Source organism: Paraflavitalea soli (assembly GCF_003555545.1).
Classification (GTDB): Bacteria; Bacteroidota; Bacteroidia; order Chitinophagales; family Chitinophagaceae; genus Paraflavitalea; species Paraflavitalea soli.
On the sequence record NZ_CP032157.1, the window covers coordinates 968425 to 987354 of the forward strand.

General features: G+C 48.0%; 12 protein-coding genes. 8 read left to right on the forward strand and 4 right to left on the reverse strand.

Features of this window, described 5'->3' with window-relative positions; translation table 11 throughout:
• Positions 1-636 precede the first annotated feature (636 nt).
• On the reverse strand, positions 637-1242 hold the full coding sequence (locus tag D3H65_RS03670) for a hypothetical protein (protein WP_119048961.1): 606 nt from the start codon (positions 1240-1242) through the stop codon (positions 637-639).
• 225 nt (positions 1243-1467) lie between these two features.
• On the opposite strand from D3H65_RS03670, the gene D3H65_RS03675 reads away from it, so the two are divergent.
• Positions 1468-3069, forward strand: coding sequence for a beta-N-acetylhexosaminidase (locus D3H65_RS03675; protein ID WP_245999677.1), 1602 nt, complete (start codon positions 1468-1470; stop codon positions 3067-3069).
• Between the two features lie 26 nt (positions 3070-3095).
• Here the strand turns inward: D3H65_RS03675 and D3H65_RS03680 are convergent, their stop codons facing one another.
• Both D3H65_RS03680 and D3H65_RS03685 read right to left on the reverse strand, forming a co-directional pair.
• Complete coding sequence (locus D3H65_RS03680; RefSeq protein WP_119048963.1) at positions 3096-4598, reverse strand: NAD(P)H-hydrate dehydratase; 1503 nt, start codon at positions 4596-4598, stop codon at positions 3096-3098.
• A 92-nt stretch (positions 4599-4690) separates the two neighbouring features.
• Positions 4691-6013 carry a serine hydrolase domain-containing protein gene (locus tag D3H65_RS03685; RefSeq protein WP_119048964.1) on the reverse strand — a complete coding sequence of 441 codons (1323 nt, stop codon included), beginning with the start codon at positions 6011-6013 and terminating at the stop codon, positions 4691-4693.
• 451 nt (positions 6014-6464) lie between these two features.
• On the opposite strand from D3H65_RS03685, the gene serA reads away from it, so the two are divergent.
• The 3 genes from serA to D3H65_RS03700 are packed head-to-tail and all read left to right on the forward strand — an operon-like array spanning position 6465 to position 10303.
• Positions 6465-7703: a phosphoglycerate dehydrogenase gene (serA, locus tag D3H65_RS03690; protein WP_119048965.1), complete on the forward strand. Its 1239-nt coding sequence runs from the start codon at positions 6465-6467 to the stop codon at positions 7701-7703.
• 9 nt (positions 7704-7712) lie between these two features.
• Positions 7713-9044: an ATP-binding protein gene (locus D3H65_RS03695; protein WP_119048966.1), complete on the forward strand. Its 1332-nt coding sequence runs from the start codon at positions 7713-7715 to the stop codon at positions 9042-9044.
• Between the two features lie 2 nt (positions 9045-9046).
• A complete protein-coding gene (locus tag D3H65_RS03700) occupies positions 9047-10303 on the forward strand; it encodes a tetratricopeptide repeat protein (protein ID WP_119048967.1) in 1257 nt (418 codons plus the stop codon).
• Between the two features lie 26 nt (positions 10304-10329).
• Here the strand turns inward: D3H65_RS03700 and D3H65_RS03705 are convergent, their stop codons facing one another.
• A complete protein-coding gene (locus D3H65_RS03705; RefSeq protein ID WP_119048968.1) occupies positions 10330-11238 on the reverse strand; it encodes a MerR family transcriptional regulator in 909 nt (302 codons plus the stop codon).
• A gap of 175 nt (positions 11239-11413) precedes the next feature.
• On the opposite strand from D3H65_RS03705, the gene D3H65_RS03710 reads away from it, so the two are divergent.
• From D3H65_RS03710 to D3H65_RS03725, 4 genes are all read left to right on the forward strand, one after another.
• Complete coding sequence (locus D3H65_RS03710) at positions 11414-12943, forward strand: S26 family signal peptidase (RefSeq protein WP_119048969.1); 1530 nt, start codon at positions 11414-11416, stop codon at positions 12941-12943.
• Between the two features lie 96 nt (positions 12944-13039).
• The gene (locus D3H65_RS03715; RefSeq protein ID WP_119048970.1) at positions 13040-13534 is read left to right on the forward strand and encodes a cytidine deaminase; all 495 of its coding nucleotides are present in this window, start codon (positions 13040-13042) and stop codon (positions 13532-13534) included.
• 118 nt (positions 13535-13652) lie between these two features.
• Complete coding sequence (locus D3H65_RS03720) at positions 13653-16205, forward strand: Kelch repeat-containing protein (protein ID WP_119048971.1); 2553 nt, start codon at positions 13653-13655, stop codon at positions 16203-16205.
• Between the two features lie 286 nt (positions 16206-16491).
• Entirely contained in the window at positions 16492-18714 is a 2223-nt protein-coding gene (locus D3H65_RS03725; protein WP_119054381.1) for a GH92 family glycosyl hydrolase, read from the forward strand.
• The last annotated feature ends 216 nt before the right edge of the window (positions 18715-18930 follow it).

An 18930-nucleotide genomic window follows, 5' to 3' on the forward strand; every position in this document is an offset into this window, starting at 1 on the left:
ATACCTGTACCAGAGGACTCCGAGGCCAAGGCTTATGGCCAGTATTACCAATCCAAGTTCATCAGTCATGTTTCAATCGGGTTGAAGGTTGGGTGTAAATATATTGTTATTTACAGGAAGTTCAAATGTCTATACGGCCACCAGGTCAAAAGCATAGGTATAATTGATCAGCTTTTTCCCCTCTATGTTCTCTTTCCAGGCTGTTTCCTGGTGACTGAATTGCTTTAAAAGGGGTTCTCACGACGGTAGTTAAAGGCGCCCAATTGGCCTGCGCATGGTCTACGGATGGTCTACGCCTTGCCTACGTATTGCCTGACCGCTCAATGAAAAGGGCCAGTGTTCTAAGGGGCGTAGGCAATACGGAGACAGTATCCAGGCCATGTTCAGGCAGCTTTACCAGGCTCCCCTTCTGCATGGGTCCAAAAGAACGAAGGCGAAGAAAATGGCGCTTTCGCGTTAAAGGCGGTTAGGAGGCGTTTTAAAGGTAGTGAGGTTCGATGCAGGGGTTTGTGTGGCGGGATGGAGATCGGGGCTTAAAAGGGGGTGTAAGGCGGTGTAATTAGCAATGGCAGGCAGGAATAAAAAAGCCATCACCCTGTTGACAAACCGGATGATGGCTTTGCAATAATGTACTTATCACGCATACACCACCTGGTTGGGCGGTGTTTTTATGTTTTTGTAGATAAAATAACCACAGGCAGCTATTGCCAGTCCGGCTACGATCAATACACCTTGTGTCCCCAGTTGTTCGGCTACCCAGGCCATCAGGCGTTTCATGCCGGCCCGGCGACCGGAAAAATCAATGGTGCCGCCTTCTTCGATTGTCTTCGCTTCGGTGTACAATACCCAGCCAAACAGGGCAATAAGTGCTAGCCCAATAAGCTGTCGCTGGATGGCCTTGAGGGGAGTCAGTTGTTGGGTGTTCATTTTCAGGAGCCTTTTGCCGGCGAGCCAGGTTGCCACTTCTGCCAGATCGGCCGGATTCCTGAATTTCAACATGATCTTTTTCTCATGGACGATCTTCAGCTCGACTGGTTCTTTTTCCGCATGTTGAAGCCCTGTTATATACTGTACATCGATCTCTTTTTTTGATTTCAGCAATCGTCCCAGTCCTTCATCATTGAAGCCCTTCATAAAGTCATTGGGGTTATCATACGATCTGTTGATGACAAAAAGTTTTTCATCAGTTACCAGCAGCGATTGCCAGCTCTTTTCATTGTTAAGGGGAAATACCTGGTTCATGGAGGTTGCTTTGGGGTTTAAAAGTGAGCTAAATATAATGGACATTCCGAAATTACCCAAGTTACTATTTGACGTATCCCGTGCAAACTGTTGCAGGTTCCTGCAAGTTGACAACTGATGATTGGGTGGTAATGGAGGGAGAGTCCTGACAAATATGAGCAATCGTTTGCGAATAAAACGCAGCCTGTGAATACTGTATCTTGAGCCGGAACCAATAATCACAAGGTGCAAAAGAATATATTATTGAAATTATTGATCGCTGTTGTCTGCCTTCCTGGTGCTGTCACATCGCTGATGGCCCAAACCACTTGCCCCATCATCCCACTGCCGGCTGATGCCAGGCTGAACAGCGGTGCATTTAAGTTTGACAATACTACCACCATTGTTACTACACAGGCTTCGCTGCAACCTATTGCCCAATACCTGCAGCAGGGGCTTTCTCAAAAGAGTGCTATCCAGGTAAAGCTGGGCAAGGCGACCAAAGGATCAGTTGTAAAGTTGGTGCTCACTGGCAATAAACAGGATAAGCTGGTCCAGTTAGACGCCTATTCACTGGATATTCAACCCACACAGATCACTATCACTGCTCCATCAGCCGCCGGCGTATTTTACGGAGTCATTTCCCTGTTGCAGCTTACTGCACAAAGTAAAGATGCTGCTGTAGCTTGCTGGAGTATTTCGGATATAGCCGGGTATGGATGGCGGGGTTTTATGCTGGATGAATCAAGGCATTTCTTTGGAAAGGCCAAGGTGAAGCAGTTGTTGGATTGGATGGCTTTTTACAAACTAAACCGTTTCCACTGGCACCTGACGGATGAGCCGGGCTGGCGGATTGAGATCAAGAAATATCCGGCGCTCACTCTAACAGGTGGTAAGGGCAATTACACAGACTCCCTGGCGCCTGCCCAATATTATACGCAGCAAGAGATCAAAGAAATAGTGGCCTATGCCGCAGCAAGATTTATTACCGTGATCCCGGAAATCGATATGCCGGGCCATGCCACAGCGGCCAACCGCGCCTATCCGGAATACAGTGGCGGCGGTTCTGCCAAACATCCGGAGTTTACGTTTAATCCCGGCAAGGAAGGTACTTATCAATACCTCACCAATATACTCAAAGAGACAGATGCTTTGTTTCCCTCGCAAATGATCCATATCGGTGGTGATGAAGTGAGTTTTGGCAATGAAAAATGGATGGCCAATCCTGACATACAACAACTGATGGCCAGGGAAAAGTTGACGGATGCGAAAGGCGTTGAGTTTTACTTTATCCGGCGCATGGCCGATTGTTTGGCAACAATGAAGAATAAAGTATTGGCCTGGGATGAAGTAACGCAGGCCAACCTGGTACCTGAGCAAACTATTGTATTCTGGTGGCGCCATGACCAGCCCAGGCAACTGACGACTTCCCTACAGAAAGGATATTCGGTGGTATTGTGCCCCCGCTTGCCTTTTTACTTTGACTTTGTGCAGGACAGTGCACATGTATCGGGCCGGAAATGGGGACCCCAAAAGGGCTATGCTTCTCTCGAAAAGGTATATGATTTCTCTGTGGCTGATTATCCCATCCAGCCAGGACAATTGTCACAGGTATTGGGACTGCAGGCCAACCTGTGGACGGAAACCATTAAGACAGAACAAAGGCTCGATTTCATGACCTTTCCCCGGATGCTGGCATTGGCAGAAACTGCCTGGACAGACCCACAACAAAAGAATTTCAACGACTTTGTAAAAAGGATGGAAGCACAATTGCCTTTGTTGAAACAGCAAGGCATACAGTATTACGATTTTGTACTACCGCAGCAATCACCGGAACCGAAGCGATAAAGTCATGCAGCTTCCCGCTTTTTATTTTATAGCACCAGCTGGTGAAAAGCATCACCGAGGTATTCTACAAGGTCAGAAGCGATCAGGGATTCCTGTGAGGTGTAGGCTGCGGCCAGGTCGCCGGCCAGGCCGTGCAGGAATACGCCGGCAATAGCAGCTTCTGAAGGGGTATAACCTTGTGCTGCGAGGCCGGTGATGATACCTGTCAATACATCTCCGCTGCCGCCGGTAGCCATACCGGGATTGCCCGTACTGTTGAAATAAGCCAGGCCATCGGGTGTTGCCACCAGGGTATAACGTCCTTTGAGGACAATGATGATCTTGAAGTGGGCTGCTTTTTTCAAGGCGAGTTGTATGCGGTCAAAGTCATTGGCCGACTTGCCGAATAAGCGTTCAAACTCTTTGGGATGAGGAGTAATGATCGTATGGCGGGGCAGGCGCTCCAGCAATTGCTGGTGTTGCGCCATTGTGTTCAGCGCATCCGCATCCAGTATCAGGGCTTTGGTGGTTTGTTGAAAAATGCTTTCCAGTAATGCTTTATGTGTATCGTGTTGCGCCCAGCCGGGACCAGCGCCAATAGCATCATATTTCCCCAGGTCTACGGCCAGTTCAATGTATTCTTTCCCGGCGGTGTAGGTCATGGCTTCAGGCACCGCTATTTGCATAATGGTATATCCGACAGCGGGTATATGGGTAGTGAGTTTGCCGGCGCCACTGCGTAAGCAGGCCTTTGCCGAAAGGGTAGCTGCGCCCATCATACCCTGACTGCCGGCTATGATGGCTGCATGACCATAAGTGCCTTTGTGGGCAAACTTATTACGTGGTTTGATAATGGATTGTACCAGCGCCTGGTTGATCCACCGGTTAGCAGCGGGATGTTCCAATGGAAAATTGGGATGCAGACCAATGTCCAGTATGTGCAGGTGGCCTACAAATGATTCATTCTCGGCTACCAGGAAGGCCGGTTTATAACATTGAAAGCTGAGGGTATGCTGGGCCGTGATCACTGTATTGCCGATAGAACTGCTGTCAACCATCAATCCCGAAGGGATATCAATGGCGATCACCTCCAGTCCGCTTTGGTTGATATGTTTTACCACTTTGGCAGTAAGGCCTTCCAGCGGTCTGTTGAGCCCCGAACCCAGCAAGGCATCTATAATGATATCACCTGCTGTGAGTGCCGGTATATTTTCTTCAGCGGGAATAAATTTGATAACGGCCTTGCTGCCGTGAAGCCGGGCCAGGTTGGTTTGAAAGTCTTCCGTGCCCTTGTGGCCAAATTCCAGGATGTATACGGTTACGGGATGATCGCTTTCTGCCAGCAGACGGGCAATGGCCAGTCCGTCGCCGCCATTATTACCCTTGCCACAAAAGATGACAAAGCCAGTTGTTGTCTGTTGCTGGTATTGCTGCAGCCATTCTGCGCAGGCCTGAGAGGCGCGCTCCATCAGGTCAATGGATGTTATGGGTTCATGAAGGATGGTGTATTCATCCCAGGCGCGTATGTCGGTGGCGGAGTAAATATACATGGCTGAAGATCGTATTTGGGAATACTAAAGATAATACAGCCTCTTAAACTATTACGAACTCATTGCCGATTGCCGATTCACGATTGCTGAAATCATTTCTTCCCTGCCTTGCCGGCATAAGAAGTAGTGGTGCTCCTTTTTTTGGTGGTCTTTACTTTGGCCTTGGCTACCAAATGTTTTTTGGAAGATGATTTGCGTACAGTAGCATTGGAACGCTTGCGTACGACAGTGGTACGGGCCACACGGCCATCCTCGTCATCACGGTCGGTATGCTGCATGTAATCGCCAAAATAGTCAGCCATCTCTTTGGCCGAATAAATATTGCGGGAATCATTGTTGCAAAGGGCTACAATGGTGACATCCTCATCGATCAGGCGCACAAAAATGGTGCGGTTGCCATGCCACCAACCGGTATGGTAAATGAGCTTTTTGCCATTTTTCAGCACATACATACGCCAGCCAAGTCCATAATTGTGGGTGCCGGCCTTTTCATTGCTGTAGGGGGTATAGGCCGCCTCCAGGGTGCTCTGTTTGAACATACGGCCATTGTGCAGGGCCTGATCCCATTTCACAAGGTCACGTGGTGTGCTGTAGATATTCTTGTCGCCGTATACCATGTCGAGGAAATCGAAGGCATATTGACGGCCATTGTAATAATAGGAGGGGAGGCTGCGGGCTGAATCGGCCCGGGTGTACACATAGGTATCACGCATGCCCAGGGAATCAAAAAAGGTGTTTTTCAGGAAGTCGCCATAAAACTGGCCGCTTACTTTTTCAATGATCAGGGCCAGGAGGGCATAGTTGGTATTGGAATAGCTGAATCCACGATCAGGACGGCCGATGGGGATCTTTTTGCGGTTGGCGATCAGGAAGTCCAGTACATCCTGGTTGTTCATGATCTTGCGCCGGTTCCAGCCCAGGTTGCCCATATAATGGTCATACTTGGGAATGCCGCTGCGGTGGTTGAGCAGCATTTTGACGGTAACGCCGGCACAGGGGAAGCCGGTGAGGTAATTGCTTACCGGATCGTCAATATTGAGCTTGCCTTCATCCCAAAGCTTTAATACGGCCATGGCTGTGAAGGTTTTAGATACGGAAGCCAGGTGAAAGGGCGTATTGGCGGTGATGGAATCACCGTAACCCCGGGGATTGGCAAAACCTGCGTAATGCTCGTATAGGATCTGGCCCTTCCGGGCTACCAGCACGCTGCCATTGAGGTGATCGCCAAAGGTGGTATCTATAAAGCCCTTTACCAGGGAAATATAATAACTGGATGAATCTGAGGTGTTTGTAGTAGAGTTGGCAGCAGCCGACAAGGTCGCCTGTCCATTAGACTGGGACAAAAGCTCAGGCTGCTTATCATTGAGTTGCGCACAGCCTATCACAAAAAGGCTAAGTGGTATGAACCTTAACATGGTTTTCAAAAGGACTGTTTTATACTGGGTTAGCGATCGTCAAAAGTACCAAATAATCACGGATTATATCAGTTTATGCACTGATTTCACAGATTTTTAGATACTGTAACCTACTGATAAATACTTATTTCTGTCTGCATCGGTCAAATCTGGTCTGTTACGTCAATCCGCGATTCGTTTTTCCGTTTCAATTTTATGCGACATCTTTGCACCCCGAAGTGCGGATTGTATGGATTCTCAAGGATTTCGCAGATTAGTGGATAATATTCAATGTTTCTTAAGGAATGGTAGATATTATTCACTTTGTCGGCCCGGCCGAACTTCCCATTCACGTAATCTGTAATTATCCATGCAATCTGTATAGTCTACAAAATGCGTTTGGTCAGCGCAATCCGTATTCAACTGTGAGATCCGCGATTTGATTACTTAACGCAAAAGATGAGCCATCATTATGAGCGACAAAAAAAATACAAGTTATCCGAAAGAGAAAGTAAACATCCTGTTCCTGGAGAATATCAGCGACGCCGCTGTGAAAAACTTTAAGGATGCAGGTTATGTATCGGTCAGGAAACTGGGCGGAGCCCTTACAGAAGACGACCTGGTAAGAGAAGTGAAAGACGTACACCTGCTGGGTATACGGTCCAAAACCCAGATCACCCCCCGCGTGCTGGAAGCTGCCAAAAAGCTGCAGGCCATCGGTTGTTTCTGTATTGGTGTGAACCAGGTAGACCTGAAAAGCGCCACAGACCATGGCGTAGTTGTATTCAATGCACCTTATTCCAATACCCGCTCGGTAGCGGAACTGGTGATCGGTCTGTCCATTATGCTCATTCGCCGCATTCCCGATAAGAACAATGCCGCCCACAAAGGGGTATGGATGAAGGAAGCCAAGGGTAGCTATGAATTGCGCGGTAAAACACTGGGCATCATCGGTTATGGTAATATCGGCTCACAAGTGAGCGTATTGGCAGAGGGTATGGGTATGAAAGTGATCTTTTATGATGCGGTGACCAAACTGCCCCTGGGCAATGCGATCGGCAAAAAGACCCTGAAAGAAGTGGTGAGCCAGGCAGATATCATCACACTGCATGTACCTGACAATAATGCTACTAAGAACCTGATCAATAAGAATGCATTAAAGAACTTCAAAAAGGGTTCTATCCTGATCAACTATGCCCGTGGTGAAGTGGTGGACCTGGAAGGACTGCGCAAATGCATCCTGGATGGCCAGATAGCCGGCGCGGCCATCGATGTATTCCCCTGGGAGCCGGAGAAGAACGGCGACCGTTTTGAAACTCCATTGCAGGAGCTGCCCAACGTAATCCTGACACCGCATATTGGCGGTTCTACAGAAGAGGCGCAAATGAATATCGGGGAAGATGTGAGCAATAAATTGTTCCAGTACCTGGAAATGGGCCTTACCAATGGCTCTCACACGGTACCTGCCATCAACCTTCCACCACAGGAAGGTACGCACCGGATATTGCACATTCACCGCAACGTGCCGGGGGTATTGTCGGAGATCAACACGCAATTGTCCAAGCACAACATTAATATCCTGGCGCAATACCTCAAAACCAACGATGAGATCGGTTATGTCGTATTGGATGTAGACAGGAAGATATCGGACAGGGCGTTTCAGCTGCTGAAGGAAGTGAAAGAAACGATCAAGGTGAGGTTATTGTATTAATATTATAGAATGAACGATCATATCAAGAGTCTGCAGGAAGCATTGCAGGTATCACCGGACAATGTGCCGCTGCGGCTGCACCTGGCAGAAGTGTTGTTGCGGGAGAAAATGTATGGAGAATCTGCAGCACAATACAGTGAGGTGTTGCAGCGAAGCTATGGCAATGCCAAAGCGAAGCTGGGATTGGCGGAAGCCTGGTTTTACCAGCAGAAATATTCTGCGGCGATCATCATTTATGAAGAGCTGTATCCTGAACTGCCTTCGGATGCGATGGTGTTTTTTGTGAAATGCCTGATTAAGGAACATTCTTTACAGCAGGCAGTGGAAGTATATCAAAAGGTGGTGGCGCTAAACCCTGAATTCCGGGACGAAGAGATCGACGCCAAACTGCGCATGAGCAGTGGGGGGGTACAAGGTCCCGAAGGAGATGATTTTGATGATGACCTGGACCTGGAGCGTAATGCGGGCAGTTATTTTTTAGAGAAACCAACCATCAATTTCTCGCACGTAGGTGGTATGGCGCGCATCAAGGATGAGATTTCCATGAAGATCATACAGCCGCTGAAGAATCCCGACCTCTACAAGGCCTTTGGGAAAAAAGTAGGCGGTGGTATCTTATTATATGGCCCTCCGGGCTGTGGCAAAACCTATATAGCGAAAGCTACCGCAGGAGAGATCCATGCAAAGTTTATCAACATCGGGTTGCATGATATTCTCGACATGTGGATTGGCAACAGTGAAAAGAACCTGCATGGGATCTTTGAACTGGCCCGTAAGAATGCGCCTTGTGTATTGTTCTTTGATGAAGTGGATGCTATGGGCGCCAGTCGCAGTGACCTGCGCCAGAGCGCTATGCGTCACGTGATCAACCAGTTCCTGGCTGAGATGGACGGCGTACAATCGGACAATGAAGGGGTGCTGATCCTGGCGGCTACGAATGCCCCCTGGAGTGTGGATGCGGCCTTCCGCAGGCCCGGCCGGTTTGACCGGGTGATCTTTGTAGAGCCGCCCGATGAGGCAGCACGGGAAGAGATCATACAAGCGATGTTGAAAGACAAACCTGTAAAGGATATTGATACACGTAAGGTGGCTAAGGAAACACCCGACTATTCGGGGGCGGATATCAAAGCGATGATCGATATAGCGGTAGAAGAGAAGCTGCGCGACTCGATGGCCAGCGGCAACCTCCAGCCATTGGCTACAAAAGACCTGCTGAAAGCCGCCAGGGTACATCGTCCTACCACGCTGGAATGGTTTTCTTCGGCACGCAATTATGCACTGTATGCCAACGAGAGCGGGTTGTACGATGATATCCTGAAATTCCTTAAGATCAAAAAGTAATCATGACGGATGTAGCGCCCTTGCTGGAACGGGCTAATTTATTACTGGCGCAGGGGCGGCCCAAAGATGCAGAGCGCCAGTTGGCCGATGCATTGCGGCTGGATCCGGAAAATGATTATGCCCTGGGATTACTTACCCGGTGCAAGTTTGATCTGAAGCAATACAAGGAAGGGATTGAGATCATACAGCGGGCTATTCAACTGATGCCGGAGGAAGGATACTACTTTTACCTGATGGCCTTTGGTTATTACCAGCTGGACAATAATACGCTGGCTTTGCAGCACTTGCAAAGAGCGGTAGAACTGAGTCCCTGGAGTGCTGAATTCTTTGGGCTGTGGGGGCTGGTATTACTGGAAGAAAAGCAATTTGAGCAAGCGCTGCAGCGGGCCAATGAAGGGCTGGCAGTAGACCCGGAAAATATTACCTGTCTGAATGTACGGTCTACGGCGCTCAACAAACTGAAGCGGGTAGACGATGCCATTGAAACGATGCAGGATGCGCTGGAAAAAGATCCGGAGAATCCTTATACGCACATGACATTTGGGTGGAACCTGCTGGAAAAAGGCAGGCACAAGGAGGCTGCCAAGCATTTCCGGGAAGCATTACGGCTCCATCCCAACCTGGAAGGGGCCCGTGAAGGATTGAAGCAGGCGCTGAAATCGAAGATACCTCCCTATAAATGGCTGTTACAATATAGTTTCTGGATCAACAACAAAGGAAAGAAAGCCCGCTGGATCATTCCGCTGGGCATTTACTTTGGCATCCAGGTTATTACCCGTCTTTCCGAGCAAGGCGGCGGCAGTATTGCCATGATCGGTTTGGTTATTATGGCCTTGTACCTGTTGTTTGTCATTACCAGCTGGGTGATCAACCCGCTGGCCAATTTCTTCCTCTTATTTCATAAGGATGGCAAGTATGCGCTGAGCAGCCGTGAAAAAACGAATGCTATTGCGCTCATCACAGCATTGGTGGCTGGCCTGGCTGTAGTGACGATTGGACTATTTTTGCCCGGTCATCCCGAACCCGTTGTATTTGCAGGCCTGGTAATCATGTCGTTGGGCCTGCCACTGGGGCATATGCGTTTCCCCATTCGACTGAAAGGCAATTTGCTGGTGCAATGGTATTCCATGGCGCTGGTGCTACTGGGGTTTGTTACCATCACTTTTATGCTGTCTGGCGTACCCGCTGCAGTTACACTATTATATGCTTACGGTATTTGCTTTGTGCTGTATACCTGGGTGAGTGTGTTTGGAAAATAGTTCACCGTCACCATATTACCAGATTGTTACCTGGAGCTGCTGAACGCCATGAGGTCGCTTCTACCCCTTAACAGGCGTACATTGGCGGGGATGCCGCGGGAAATATAAGTACCGGTTTTCCCCCCGGCATATACAATCTCTTTACCGGGAAACAATGCTGATAACCGATGCAGGTATTCTCCCAGATCACATTTGATGAGGTTGGTAATGAGGTAGAAGTAAATCTGGGTGATCGGCTGGTCGGGGTTAAATTTTTCATACTGGGTGCAAGCAGCCTTGAGTGTCTCCGTTTTGACATTACTACCCAGGTAGAGATAGGGTATACCATTCTTTCTGAGCATATATTGCATGAACAGGATGGGTATCTCATGGAGTTCTCCATAGGGCGTATATATTAATACGCGTCGTTGGGGTTTGGTGACTGCCGGCCTGTTGAGCTTGTCGGTCGCTGCCAGGATCTTTTTGATGATAAGGGCGCTGGCAAAATGCTCCTGGGCAGGCATCACATTACCTGCCATCCATAAATGGCCAATTTTCCGGAGCAAAGGAAATAAAACCTCCAATACACCATTTTCGAAGCCTGTTTGATGTACCAGGCAGTCCAGCGTGTTTTCAAACCTTTCGAAGTCCAGGTCGATGGTAGCTTCCAATAACCGGTTGATATAGATGTCATGATTCTCCCGGTCGGGCTTGATTTCCAGTGCCAGCCGGGAAATGTCTTCCTCCGACAGGCCTGCAATCCGGGATATCTTGTAGCCATGGTGATACAGGAAGGATATCCGGAGGAGCTGCTTCAGGTCTTCATTGTCATAAAACCGGTGGTTGCTCCTCTTGCGCCTGGCATTGAGGATGCTATGCCGCTGCTCCCAGATGCGGAGGGTATGGGCTTTAATACCAGTCAGGTTCTGAACGTCGCGTATAGAAAAAAAGTTCATAAATGTGTAACAAACCGGAAGTTATTACAACTAATACACCTGTTCAAATACTGTTTAGTGTATATAGTGCCTGGGGAATAAATGGGGCAATTTATTCGTAAATTCCTGGTTAATACCCTGTTTCTATGACAATTAATATGGTATTTTTGCCCGGAATTTTAATAAAAAGCACAGCATGAGTTCACACGATCTGTCCGTCATTATTTTAATCTCGCTGCTGATTGTACTATTGCCTGCCGTAGGGTTGTATAAAATGTTCCAAAAGGCAGGTATCCCGGCCTGGAAAGCATTTGTACCTTTTTTGAATACCTGGGAAATGCTCAGGCTGACCGACCTGAAAAAGCATTGGTTTTTCTGGCAGTTCATTCCTGTAGTAGGCTGGTTCATCAGTTTATGGATATTGGTAGAGTTTGTTAAGCTATTTGGCAAGTTCCGTTTCCTGCAGCATGCGGCTACGGTATTGTTTGGATTTGCCTACCTGCCCGCTATTGGTTATGATGCCAAAGAAAAGTACTATGGTCCGGAGATCGTGAAAAAGCATAAAAAGACCGCTGCGCGCGAATGGATCGATGCCGGTGTATTCGCCATCGTAGCGGCCACCCTGATCCGTACCTTTGTTTTTGAAGCCTATACCATTCCCACAGGATCTATGGAAAAGACCCTGCTGGTGAATGATTTTCTGTTTGTAAGCAAACTCAGCTATGGTCCCCGGATCCCCAATACACCGCTGGCCATACCTTTTGTTCACCATACCCTGCCCATTACGAATTCTAAATCATACTCCGAGCTCATCCACATTCCCTATACACGCTGGTTTGCCAGTCCGGTAAAAAGGAATGATGTAGTAGTGTTTAACTTTCCGGCGGGCGATACGGTGATCAACCTTGAAGAGTTTCAGTCCCGGAACCCTTATTATGATGTAGCCTGGGAGATCGGAGACCACAATATGGATGTAGGCAGGCAGATCATCCTGTCTAATCCCGACCGGTACCCCCTGATCATACGACCGGTTGATAAAAAAGAGAACTATATCAAACGATGTGTGGCCATTGCCGGTGATACCTTACAATTAATAGACGGTGTATTGTTCATCAATGGGCAGAAAGCATTCCTGCCTCCCAAGATGCAGATGTTCTATTATGTGACCACTAAAGGGCAGCCATTAGACCCTGATGTGCTGCGGGAAGAATATGATTTCGACAAAGTAGATGACCTGGAACTTAGCCCCATGGGAGGCAACCGTTACCGGATGTTGCTCACCAATGATGCCAAAGACAAAATGATCAAAAACGGTATTATCGACAGCATTGTGGTGGCCAAACAGGAAGATTCCAAGATATTCCCCCGTGATGGTAAGCACCATTGGCAGGTAGATGATTTTGGTCCTTTGTGGGTGCCTAAAAAAGGCGCTACGCTTACGCTGACACCAGATAACTATGCGATGTACGAACGCGCTATCCGTGTGTATGAGCACAATGACCTCGAAGTACGCAATGGTAAATTTTTCATCAACGACAAAGAGACCAACCAATATACCTTCAAAATGGATTATTTCTGGATGATGGGAGATAACCGTCATCAGTCACAGGATAGCCGTTTCTGGGGTTTTGTGCCCGAAGATCATGTGGTAGGAGAAGCATGGCTTATCTGGATGAGTTGGGATAAGGGCGTGCGCTGGAGCCGCATGTTTAGTAGCATTCACTAAGAAGTCAGAAGCCAGTATATAGAATCCAGAAGTCAGAATCGCAGTAGCATTCTGAATTCTGGATTCTGCATTCTATATTCTTCTTAAATTGTATCCATGAAATCAAGCGAGTATAAATTTTCCTACGAGGTATATGATTCCATAGATGAGCTGGATGAGCAGGATGCCTTTTTGCTCAATAAAGCACGGGAGACGACCCCAAATGCCTGGGCGCCTTATTCCCGTTTCAGGGTAGGGGCCGTGGCCCGCTTAAAGAATGGCGAACTGGTCATTGGCGCCAACCAGGAAAATGCTTCTTACCCGGCGGGCATTTGCGCAGAACGGGTCTTATTATCCACCGCCGGTGCTACTTATCCCGGGCAACCTATCCAATCGATAGCCATCAGTTATGAAGGCGATGGTGTGTCCGGCGACCATCCTATTAGCCCCTGTGGTATCTGCCGGCAAACCCTGCAGGAGTTTGAACAGCGTACGAAACACCCGGTCCGGTTAATATTGGCAGGTAAAACTGGTCAGGTTTATATCATACCTGCTGCCAGTATGTTATTGCCGCTGGCCTTTTCCGGCGATGAACTTGATGTCCAGTTATAACTAACTGTTTCTGCCTCTTATATTTAGCATTTATTTCTTTACTAAAATTTGCCGCTATCTATCCTGTTTAATAGCGCAGAATAAGTAATTTGTACTTTATATTTAGTTTCGCTTGCTTATGGGGAGACTCCTTTTATTGGTATGCTTTGTATTGATTGCAAACAGTGTATTTTGCCAGTCACACGGATTAAGGTTTTCAAGTCATGAGGTTGTTCCCGAAAAGAGAACCTCACTTAACCTGACACCTAAAGACCCCTTGTGCCTCAAACAGGCTGCTGAGATCTCTTTCGACCTGGCTTTTACTCCCAACCTGGAAACCTATTTTGGGTATATCATGCGCCTGGTAACAGGCAACAATCAAAACATAGATATTGTCTACAACCAGAAACTGCAGAAGTTCAACTTTGTGATCGGGGAAACTGTTTCCGGAGAATTTACCATCGATTCCATGCATTTATACGGCCAATGGAGCCAATTCAAGGTGACCCTGGATGCCAAAACACAGGAAGCAGGGTTTTACCTCAATAACCAGCTGGTGTCTAAAGGCAAGGCCAATATTTCCCATGCCACCTGTTACCGCATTTTTTTCGGCGCCAACGACTTTACAGGATTTCAGATCACCGATATCCCACCCATGAACATCCGGGATATCCGGATAGCAGAAGGTACTGCACAGGTAGCTTATTATCCATTGTCTGAAAGCAGCGGCAATGAATGTGCCGATGAAATAAAGAATAAAGTAGCCCTGGTGACAAACCCGGTATGGATCAAACCCCGCCACCAGAACTGGGTGCAGGCGGCGGCCGTTGAAACGAGGGGAGTAGCCAGTGTAGCTTTTGATAAACATACAGAAAGGCTCTACATTGTATCTCCCGACTCTTTGTACCAGTATTCCTTTAAGAACGGACAACTGACGGGCACAAAGCTCACTGTCGGTCGCGATACGTTGCCACCCGGCAATCAATCGGTGTGTAATGCTGCCGGTAACGCCTTGTACAATTTTAATATAGATGAGAAGAAAGTAAGTACCTGGCAACCACAGGCCGGCAAGTGGGACCTGAACTTTACACCGGGACAACTTACCGTATACTGGCAGGCCAATAAGTTCCTGTCGCCGGCAGATAGCTCCTTATATATAATAGGCGGATACGGCCAGTTGCAATACAAGAATGAAGTGCAGCGCTATCATTTTCCTACCAAAGAATGGGAATCTATAGACCCCGGCGGTGATTTCTTTATGCCACGCTACCTGGCTGCCCTGGGCACCAATAACGCCGGCGATACCGCTTACATCATCGGTGGCTTTGGCAGTAAGACCGGCGATCAAACGATCAACCCCAAATATAGTTATGAACTAATAGCCTTTAGTGTAAAGAGCAATACTTTCAAAAGTCTCTTTCACCTGAAGGAACCTCCTAACCAATTTTGCTTTGCCAATAGCCTCGTCATTGATTCTGCTACGCGGGACTTTTATGCGCTCATTCATCCCATTGACCGCTTCAACTCGGTACTGCAATTGATGAAAGGCTCTCTGCAATCGCCGGATTATCAGCTGATGGGTGATACGATCCCTTATGCCTTTCATGACATTGAATCATTTGCTGACCTCTATTATTGCCCAGTGAGTAAAAAGCTGGTTGCTGTAACCCTTTTTACCAATAAGCAGAATATTACCAGTGTAAAGGTCTATACCATAGATTTTCCACCCAATAAACTGGTGGCGGCAGCAACTCAGGTAGCCAAACCTTCCCGCGACTGGGTTTGGTTCCTGATAGCAGGGCTCCTGGTAGCGGTGGGTGTACTGGCGATGATGTGGCGGAAGAAGCGGGCGGATCAACTGGCGCACCAGGAGGCAAACTGGCAGGCAGCCATACCTGGCAAGGCAACTGCGCCGGCAGTGACAGCTCATGCTGTGCCGGGAATAACAGAGCTGGCGGGCAGCAAGGAAGTGGCAGCCATCAACTTATTCGGGCAATTGGAGGTTTTTGACAAAGAAGGGAATGATATTACTAAAATGTTTACTCCTTTGCTCAAGGAGTTGTTCCTGCTGGTATTGATCCATACCTACAAAGATGGCCGGGGTATTGCTTCTGAAAAACTGTATGAAACTTTATGGAGCGATAAACCGATCAAAGATGCGCGGAATAATTTCTCCGTTAATGTGGTAAAGCTAAAAGGCATCCTGGAAAAAATAGGGGATTGCCATATCGGCAAAGAGACGGGTAAATGGAAACTGGATATCCTGAATAATTCCATTAAGGTAGACTTTCAGCAATACATGGAACTGGTGTCGCATAAAACGGCTATTAATAAAGCCTATGCGCATGAACTGGTACAGATTGTTGGAAGGGGGGCTTTCCTGAGCACCATGCATTATAGCTGGCTGGATGATATTAAATCGGATGTTTCCGGTAAAACCATAGATATACTATTAAGTTATATATCAACGGCCGATCCCCTGGCCGACGCTGAATTTATTATCAAAGCCACCAATTGCATCTTCTTTTCCGACCAGCTCAACGAAGAGGCCCTGGTCTGGAAATGCAAATGCCTGGTACTGCTTGGGCGGCATGGCATGGCCAAAGATGCCTACCTGAAGTTTGCCAAAGAATACCGGGAGAATTATGGGCAGGACTTCGAAAGGTCGTTCACCGAAATGACCGGGCAGTAGCCTTTGCCACCCAGCTTGTCGAAGGCGTCTAAAGGGTGGGCGCCCTTTCGGGGCGGCTCACTCTGATCTAAAGGCGCTTGTCGAAGGGTGTTTTGTAGAAATTCCTCTTTAAGGGGCTTCGACAGAGTTTATCCGGCTCCGCGTGACGCAGCCCTACATGCTTTTCTTCATAAAAAATTAAAAAACAAGCTATTAATTTCCCAATTAATGGTTTTGTTAATGCCTTTATTAGTCTCCTCCTCCTTTCTTGCACTAAGAATTACTCAACGAAATGTTTGCCTGCTATATGAAAAAGCTCCTGCTGCTTTTACTGCTTTTGTGGAATGTTGCCGTCCTTTATGCCCGTCAACCCGGTAAAGCTTCCCTGCTGGTATCAGAAAGATCTAATCTTGCATATGTCGATCCCACTATTGGAAATGTAGGTCAGCTCCTGGAGCCTACCCGGCCCACCATCCAGTTGCCCAATCAGATGATCAGGGTAGCCCCTCAGCGAAAAGATTACCTGGATAACCAGATCACCAGTTTCCCGTTAAACATCGTTTCGCACCGGCTGGGGCAGGTGTTTGCCATCAAACCCTCCGTAAAGCCTATTGCCCGGGAGAGCTGGCAGGCCCGAATGGCCTATGACCACGACCTGGAGATCAATGCGCCCTGGCATTATTCCACCTACCTCATCGATGATGAAGTGACGGTTGAGTTCACCCCTGGCAAAAAAGCCGGTATCTATCGTTTCCGCTTTCCCCAGTCGGCCCATAAATCCATTTTGCTGGATGTATACAATGGCGGCCAGTCCAATTATAGTTTTCCCTCCGCTACAGAAATAACCGGCCTCGAAACCTGGCATGGAGATGTAAAAGTGTATATGTATGGTGTATGGAATACAGCGGGTAAGGGGGAGTTATGGGAAGGCAAAGGTCCTAAAGCTGCTGTGAGTTTTCCCTCAACGACTACTGAGGTTGAGTTGAGGTATGCGATCAGCTATGTAAGTGCTGAGCAGGCCAGGAAGAATTATGAGACTGAATTGAAGGGCAGGAGTTTCGCCAGCCTGGTGGAAAACGGCAAAAAAGCCTGGGATAAAGTGTTGTCACAAATAAAAGTAGAGGGGGGCACGATAGCCCAGAAGCGTTCTTTTTATACCGCTTTGTACCGGTGTTATGAAAGAATGGTGGATGTATCGGAAGACAACAACTATTATAGCGGTTATAACAAGCAGGTAAATAAAGACCAGCGTCCTTTTTATGTGGACGACTGGGCATGGGATACTTACCTTGCGCATCACCCCCTGCGTATGATCCTGAACCCCGCGCAGGAGGAAGATATGCTGCAGTCTTATGTACGCATGTACGAGCAAAGCGGCTGGATGCCCACCTTCCCCGTATTGTTTGGCGATCATGCCTGCATGAATGGATTTCATTCTTCCGTAGTGTTTTTGGATGCATACCGCAAGGGGTTGAAAAACTTTGATATCCAGAAAGCATATGAAGGCATGCGGAAAAATGCCACGGATGCTACCATTATTCCCTGGCGCAATGGGCCTAAAACATCTCTCGACGATTTTTACCATACCAACGGTTATTTCCCCGCGCTTGCTCCCGGCGAAAAAGAAACGGTGGGCCTGGTAGATAATTTCGAAAAGCGGCAGGCAGTAGCTGTTACGCTGGGTACCAGTTACGACGACTGGGCATTGGCCCAACTGGCTAAAGACCTGAAGAAACCTGAAGATTATGCCCTGTTCACACCAAGGGGCCTTAATTATAAGAACCTATGGCACCCCGAGAAGAAATTCTTCCTGCCGAAAGATGACAAGGGCAACTGGATCAACATTGATCTGAAGTTTGACGGCGGTCCCGGTGGACGCGATTATTACGATGAGAACAATGGCTGGACCTACCTGTGGCAGGTGCAACAGGATATACCGGGCCTCATTGACCTGATGGGGGGCAAGAAAACTTTTGAAGACAGATTGGATCAATTGTATCGCGAAGGACTGGGCCGCAGTAAACATGAATTCTGGTCCAAATTTCCCGATGCTACCGGCCTGGTAGGCCAATATTCCATGGGTAATGAGCCGAGCTTTCATATTCCCTACCTCTACAATTTTACCGCTTCGCCCTGGAAAACGCAGCAGGTTACCCGCTTCCTGCTCGATGTGTGGTTTAAGGACAATGTGTTTGGCATTCCCGGTGATGAAGATGGTGGTGGTATGACGGCCTTTGTAGTTTTCTCTTCTATGGGCTTCTATCCGGTAACACCCGGGTTGCCTGTGTATACGATCGGCAGCCCCTTATTCAGCAAAATAACCATTGACCTGCAGAATGGAAAACAGTTCAGGCTCACTGCCAACCGCTGTTCTGTAGTCAATAAATATATTCAAAGCGCTAAGATGAATGGAGTGGTGTTGAATACACCCTGGTTCACACACGAGCAACTGATGAAGGGAGGACACCTGGAACTGGAAATGGGCCCCAAGCCCAACAAGACCTGGGGCACGGCCAATGCGGGTTTTTAATTTCATCCTTGGGTGTCATTTCGAACGGAGCGCCTCTCACCATTCTGTCATTTCGAACGGAGCGTAGCGGAGTGAGAAATCTATTGCTTCGATAGCGGATTTCTCCCTGCGGTCGAAATGACAATAAAGTGTGAAATGACAATAAAGAGTGAAATGACAATGAAGAGTGAAATGAGAATGAAGTGGGGAGTGACAATAAAGTGGAGAGCGACAAAG

Coding starts and splice junctions, on each gene's coding strand:
- D3H65_RS03670 (WP_119048961.1), bottom strand. CDS start 1,242: ATGAACCAGGTATTTCCCCTTAACAATGAAAAGAGCTGGCAATCGCTG.
- D3H65_RS03680 (WP_119048963.1), bottom strand. CDS start 4,598: ATGTATATTTACTCCGCCACCGACATACGCGCCTGGGATGAATACACC.
- D3H65_RS03685 (WP_119048964.1), bottom strand. CDS start 6,013: ATGTTAAGGTTCATACCACTTAGCCTTTTTGTGATAGGCTGTGCGCAA.
- serA (WP_119048965.1), top strand. CDS start 6,465: ATGAGCGACAAAAAAAATACAAGTTATCCGAAAGAGAAAGTAAACATC.
- D3H65_RS03695 (WP_119048966.1), top strand. CDS start 7,713: ATGAACGATCATATCAAGAGTCTGCAGGAAGCATTGCAGGTATCACCG.
- D3H65_RS03700 (WP_119048967.1), top strand. CDS start 9,047: ATGACGGATGTAGCGCCCTTGCTGGAACGGGCTAATTTATTACTGGCG.
- D3H65_RS03705 (WP_119048968.1), bottom strand. CDS start 11,238: ATGAACTTTTTTTCTATACGCGACGTTCAGAACCTGACTGGTATTAAA.
- D3H65_RS03710 (WP_119048969.1), top strand. CDS start 11,414: ATGAGTTCACACGATCTGTCCGTCATTATTTTAATCTCGCTGCTGATT.
- D3H65_RS03715 (WP_119048970.1), top strand. CDS start 13,040: ATGAAATCAAGCGAGTATAAATTTTCCTACGAGGTATATGATTCCATA.
- D3H65_RS03720 (WP_119048971.1), top strand. CDS start 13,653: ATGGGGAGACTCCTTTTATTGGTATGCTTTGTATTGATTGCAAACAGT.
- D3H65_RS03725 (WP_119054381.1), top strand. CDS start 16,492: ATGAAAAAGCTCCTGCTGCTTTTACTGCTTTTGTGGAATGTTGCCGTC.